Genomic DNA, 6000 nt, shown 5'->3' on the forward strand with positions numbered 1-6000 from the left:
AAGTGTTTGTGCGAGAAATAGAAGGATACAGTGAAGTGTGAAACTTACACTTTCTTATCTTTTAACCAAAAAGGAGCGAGCGATATGCTGGAAATGAACTGGATCAAGGATAATCAGGAACTTGTAAGAAACACTGCCACCTGGAAAAAAGTCGACTTCCCACTGGATGAATTGCTGGATAGGGATGAAAAGCGCCGGGGCCTGCGCCAAGAAACCGAACAAATGAGAGCCGAACGTAATGGGCTAACTAAAGAGGTTGAACAATTACTACGTAAGGGTGACCGCCCTGCTGGAGAAATCGTCAAGGCACAGGTACGAGAACTCAATCATCGGCTGAACCTTCTGGAAGCAGATCTGAACGAGGCTGAACGCCACTGTAGAGAGCTCATGCTACTCGCACCGAATCCGGTGTCGCAGGATACACCTATCGGACACGATGATAACGATAACGTAGAACTGCGGTTGAACGGAGCGGTACCGGAATTCGGCTTTACGCCTCGTGATCATGTGGAGCTAGGTGAACTCCACGATATCATTGATATCCCTCGTGGCGTCAAAGCAGGCGGCCCCCGCAGCTATGTGCTTAAAGGAGCCGGACTGATGTTACATCTTGCTGTACAGAGACTAGCCCTAGATGTGCTTACTGCACGCGGATTCACCGTGATGGATGTTCCTGTGATTGTCCGCCCTGAAGCGTTGGAGCGAACCGGATTCTTCCCCGGTGGGATGGATCAGACGTACGAGCTCAGCGGAGATAACCGCTGGCTGGTAGGCACATCGGAAGTGTCGCTAGTTTCGCTCTACAGCGACGAGATTGTAGAGCTAGACACACCCATGCGGCTGGCCGGAATGTCGACCTGCTTCCGCCGTGAAGTTGGATCAGCCGGGCGAGATGTTCGTGGTCTGTATCGTGTTCATCAATTCTCGAAAATTGAACAAGTCGTATTATGCCGAAATGATGAAGGTGTCTCAGACCAGATGCTTCACGAGATCCTCGCGAATGCCGAGCACATTCTCCAGCTCTTAGAGCTCCCCTATCGAGTCATGGCTGTCTGCACAGGGGATATGTCCCTGAAGACGCATAAGCAGTATGACATCGAGACATGGATGCCTAGCAGAGACGCATACGGTGAGACCCATTCGGCTTCTAATCTACTCGATTTCCAAGCTCGCCGTTCGGGCATCCGTTTTCGGGATGCGGATGGTCGCTTACAATACTGCCATACCTTAAATAACACCGCAGTGGCTACGCCAAGAATTCTAATCCCGCTGCTGGAGAATCACCAGCAAGAGGATGGTTCTATCTACATCCCTCAGGCGCTGCGCAAATATATGGATGGATTAGAGCGGCTAGAGCTTCCACAACAGTAGTATGTTTTATCCGTATAAATTTGAAATGAATAATGCCCTTCCACTTCTTAATAAGAAGCTGGATGGGCATTATTTTTGTCCAGAAATGTTATACCTGGGTCAATTGTTCATTCTCTATGGTTATTAAAATGTAAAGTTTAACATAACTCTATAATAGATTTATTGTAATCCATAAACAATCCATCATCATATATAACATACAATTTACATTTGTATTATCCATTGTCTAAAAACACTAAATTTTTAATCATTTTTGTGCTTATGCACTGTCTTTATGCGGAAGCAATAACTTCTTATTTTAATTTTTTATATATTCATGTAAGACAACCTTTCATTTTACATATGAGTGCTAACATTTAGTAGGTTGTTAATAAAGATTTGAGGGGAGAATATTTATCCAAATGAATATTTCTTTAAGAGTAAGGAAATGGTTTACTACTGGACTAGCCATTCTAATGGGTGTGGGCAGCGTTCTACCAGCTGTTCAGACTGCCGAAGCAGCACCGGACAATAGTAATATTGTTATCTCGCAAGTTTATGGCGGTGGTGGAAACGGCGGATCAGAGTTTAAGAATGATTTTATTGAATTATACAATCCTACCAACAAACCAGTAGTCTTGACTGGATGGAAAGTTCGGTATACTTCTGCAACTGGAACCTTTAGCAGCGGAACAGAATTAACAGGAACCATTCCTGCAAATGGATACTACCTTGTCCAAGAGGCTGCAGGAACAGGAGGATCTACTGCACTACCTACTCCTGATGCCGCAGGTACCCTGGCTATGGGTGGGACAAACGGTAAAGTCGACTTAGTTGATCCTTCCAATAATACAATTGATTTAGTTGGCTATGGTACAGCTACAGGTGTTGAGGGGAGTCCAACCCCTGCTCTAACCAACGCGACAGCCGCTATTCGTAAAGCTGCAGCTGGTGCACCAGCAGATAGCCGTGGTTTAGATACAGATAACAACGTTACGGATTTTGTTGTTCAAGCAGCAAGTCCACGCAATAGTAGTTATGGTAAAGCACCGGAGACAGCTAGTAACGTAGTTGCTTCACCAGCCGTTAATGCCTGGCCAGTGGGCACAGAAATATCTTTGAGTACTCCTACAGTTGGAGCATCTGTCTATGCAGCTGTTTATGGATCAGGTGGTTCAACTAATTTTGAACCTTACACAGGGCCTATTACCTTAACTGAGGAAACTACGATTAAAGCGTACGCTTCAGAACCAAATATGCCGGACAGCCCTATAACGGCTTTTAATTACACAATTCTAACCAAAACAGACGTCGCAACAGCACGCCTTGCAAGTAAAGGCCAGAATATTTCAACAGAAGGTATCGTAACTCACATTAATGCGGCAAAAATGTATATTCAGGATGGATCCGGCGGGATCGTACTTTACGGATTCCCAGAGTTCGCAAACGTTGGAGATCGTGTTGAAGTTAGTGGCACTATGGATATCTACAGCAACCTGCAAGAAATCAAATTCCTTAACGAACTTCAATACGCTGTAGTTGCTCCAGATGCTGGAGTACCTGCACCAAAATTGATTACAGCAACCGACTTGTCTGCAGCGAACGGCGAAAGCTACGAAGCTCAGCTGGTAACCCTGAACAATGTCACCATAGTCAGCGTGAATGGAAACACGGTGACAGCAAGTCAAGGTGACAAGCAATTCACCATCTTCTCTACCCTGCCTAAATTGGTAAAAGACAAAACCTTTGACAGCATCACTGGGGTTATCGAGCAGTATAATACGACTTACCAATTCATTCCACTTAACGAAAATGCTTTGGTGGAAGAAACCTTTTCCGTGATGGCCAGCCCTGGTGCAGGTCGTATCATTAAAGGAAGTTCTGTGACCCTATCTAGTCCTACCCTTGGAGCACAGATTTACTACACGACTGATGGAACAGAACCAACAGCAGCAAGCAAGCTTTATTCAGATCCAATTACAGTTAGTAAAGATCTTACCATTAATGCAATTGTCGTAGCAGATGGCAAGACCAGTAAGGTGTATACCTTTGCTTATAAAGCTTCTGATCTCCCTCGTATACATGATATCCAAGGAGAATCTCATACTTCTGAGTATGCAGGTCAGAACGTTACGGATGTAGAAGGTATCGTTACCCAATACGGATACACATTCGCAACTGGCGCTTATAGAGGTTTCTTTATGCAGGATCCTCAGCCGGATGATAATGTGAACACATCGGAAGGTATTTTCGTTTACAGCACTAATGCATCCCTTAAACCTGAAGTTGGAGATTTAGTGCGTGTTAGTGGAGGCGTTTCCGAGTATAACGAAGGGAATGCGAGCAATCTAACCTCCACTCAAATTACTATGACTTCAATAAAAGCAGACCCCTCTTCTAGTTATACTGTGCCGGCACCTGTCGTACTTGGTAAAGGCGGGAGAGTCATTCCGTCTACCATAATTGACAATGACGGCATGGCTAATTTTGAGCCAAATGAAGATGCAATTGATTTTTATGAATCGTTAGAAGGTATGCTTGTCAAACTGCCTACACCTACGATTATCAGTCCTTACTGGACAAGCGGCAACGGAAATTCCATGCTGTATAACATCCCAACAAGAATAGAGAATGATACACCTGATGTCATCACACCAGCTGGTGGACTAGTTCTCAAAGAATACAATCAATTCAATCCTCAGCGTCTCATCATTGCTTATGGAAATCCGGGTCAAGAAGTTATCACCGGAGATAAATTCGCTGGAGATGTTACAGGAGTCATCGGATACAACAATGGCAACTTTAAAGTAATTCCGGAGAACGGTAAGCTACCAGCCATTACTCCAAGTACCTTTAAGCAAGAAACAACTACTCTTGAAGTTAATGAGAGCGAGCTGTTGATCGCATCGTATAACATTGAGAACTTCTACCCGGGCGTCGGAGCAACAAAAATCCAGAAACTAGCCGACTCCATCACGAACAATATGAAAAAGCCTGACATTATCGGCGTTGTCGAAATGCAGGACAGTAATGGTGAAGCCGATAACGGTATCACTGAAGCAAGTGCAAATGAGCTAATTAAAGCTATTGAAGCCGCTGGTGGCCCTGTATACAGATACACAGACATCGCACCGGAGAACAATAAGGATGGCGGAGCCCCAGGCGGAAACATTCGCGTAGGATTCCTGTATAATCCTGCAAGAGTACAGCTTGCTAATAGTGTAAATGGACAAAAAGGTAGTGCCACACAAGCAATCGGCTACAATGCAGCGTCAAATCAATTAACCTATAATCCTGGACGAATTGATCCAACAAACTCCGCATTTGCAAGCTCACGTAAGCCCCTTGCTGCACAGTTTGTATTTGGTGGCGAAACTGTGATTGTGATCGCAAACCATTTCAATTCAAAAGGCGGCGATAATGGTCCTTTCGGGATCGCACAGCCACCTGTATTATCCAGTGAAACACAACGCCATAAAATCGCGGCGATCGTAAACGGATTTGTCAAAGAGGTTCTGACTGCAAATCCTGAAGCCAACGTCGTAGCTCTTGGCGATTTGAATGATTTCCAATTCACTAAAACTGCAACCCTCTTAAAAGGCACAGAGCTAGACAATTTGATCGATACACTGCCTTTAAATGAGCGGTATACGTACACCTATGACGGAAACTCTCAAGTACTGGATCATATTCTTGTCAGTAAAAATCTGACGGCTTCTTCCAAAGTAGATGTTGTCCATCTAAATGCCGACTTCTCACCATCGAAAGGTCGGGTATCCGATCATGATGCGGTTTTGGCACAGCTTGATTTTAATGCTGTTGAAGACTTCCCATTAACGGTTCTGCACACCAACGATACGCATGCAGGACTAGATACGGTAAGCTCACCAAATAACATCTTGCGCCGTGTAACGGCAATCAAAAATGCTAAGGCAACTACAGAGAACCCTATTCTTCTTGATGCAGGTGATGTATTCTCCGGAACGCTTTACTTCAACAAGTATCTGGGTCAAGCAGACCTCAGATTCATGAATTTAGTTGGTTATGATGCTATGACTTTCGGAAACCATGAATTTGATAAACATGAAAAAGAACCTGAAGTTCTTTCTAAATTCATCGGTAACGCTAAATTCCCTTTTGTCTCATCCAATGTGAATTTCTCTGCGGATGATACTCTAAGCAAAATGTTTACCAATGAAATCGGTCGTTCGGGTAAAGCGGCAACCATCTACCCTGCACTGATCAAAGACGTAGACGGCGAACAGGTTGGTATCATTGGTCTGACCACAGAAGATACAGCAAACATTGCTTCACCAGGTAAAGTGACTTTCGAGAAAGCTGTAGTGAAGGCAAAAGAAACTGTCGCTATGCTGCAAAAAGAAAAGGTTAACAAGATTATTGTTCTCTCACACCTTGGCTACGAAGAAGATCTCAAGCTAGCCAAAGCGGTTAATGGCATTGATATTATTGTCGGTGGTCACAGCCACACGAAACTGGATCAAGCCTTTGTAGATAACAGCGATTCTAATGCACCGAAGCTTATTGTACAGACCGGTGAAAAAGGACTTTTCCTTGGTCAACTTGAGGTTAAATTCAACAAAGATGGCGTACTGACAAATTGGAAAGACCAATTAATCTCCATCGATGCTA

General features: G+C 44.2%; 2 protein-coding genes. Both read left to right on the top strand.

Annotated features, from left to right (window positions below; genetic code table 11):
* Positions 1-84 precede the first annotated feature (84 nt).
* On the top strand, positions 85-1371 hold the full coding sequence (gene serS / locus L1028_RS07145) for a serine--tRNA ligase (protein WP_234532609.1): 1287 nt from the start codon (positions 85-87) through the stop codon (positions 1369-1371).
* Positions 1372-1772: 401 nt separating this feature from the next.
* Positions 1773-6000 (top strand): chitobiase/beta-hexosaminidase C-terminal domain-containing protein (locus L1028_RS07150; protein ID WP_234532610.1); only part of this gene is annotated, 4228 nt, incomplete at its 3' end.

The organism is Paenibacillus pseudetheri (assembly GCF_924513355.1).
In the GTDB taxonomy this organism is placed as follows: domain Bacteria; phylum Bacillota; class Bacilli; order Paenibacillales; family Paenibacillaceae; genus Paenibacillus_AQ; species Paenibacillus_AQ pseudetheri.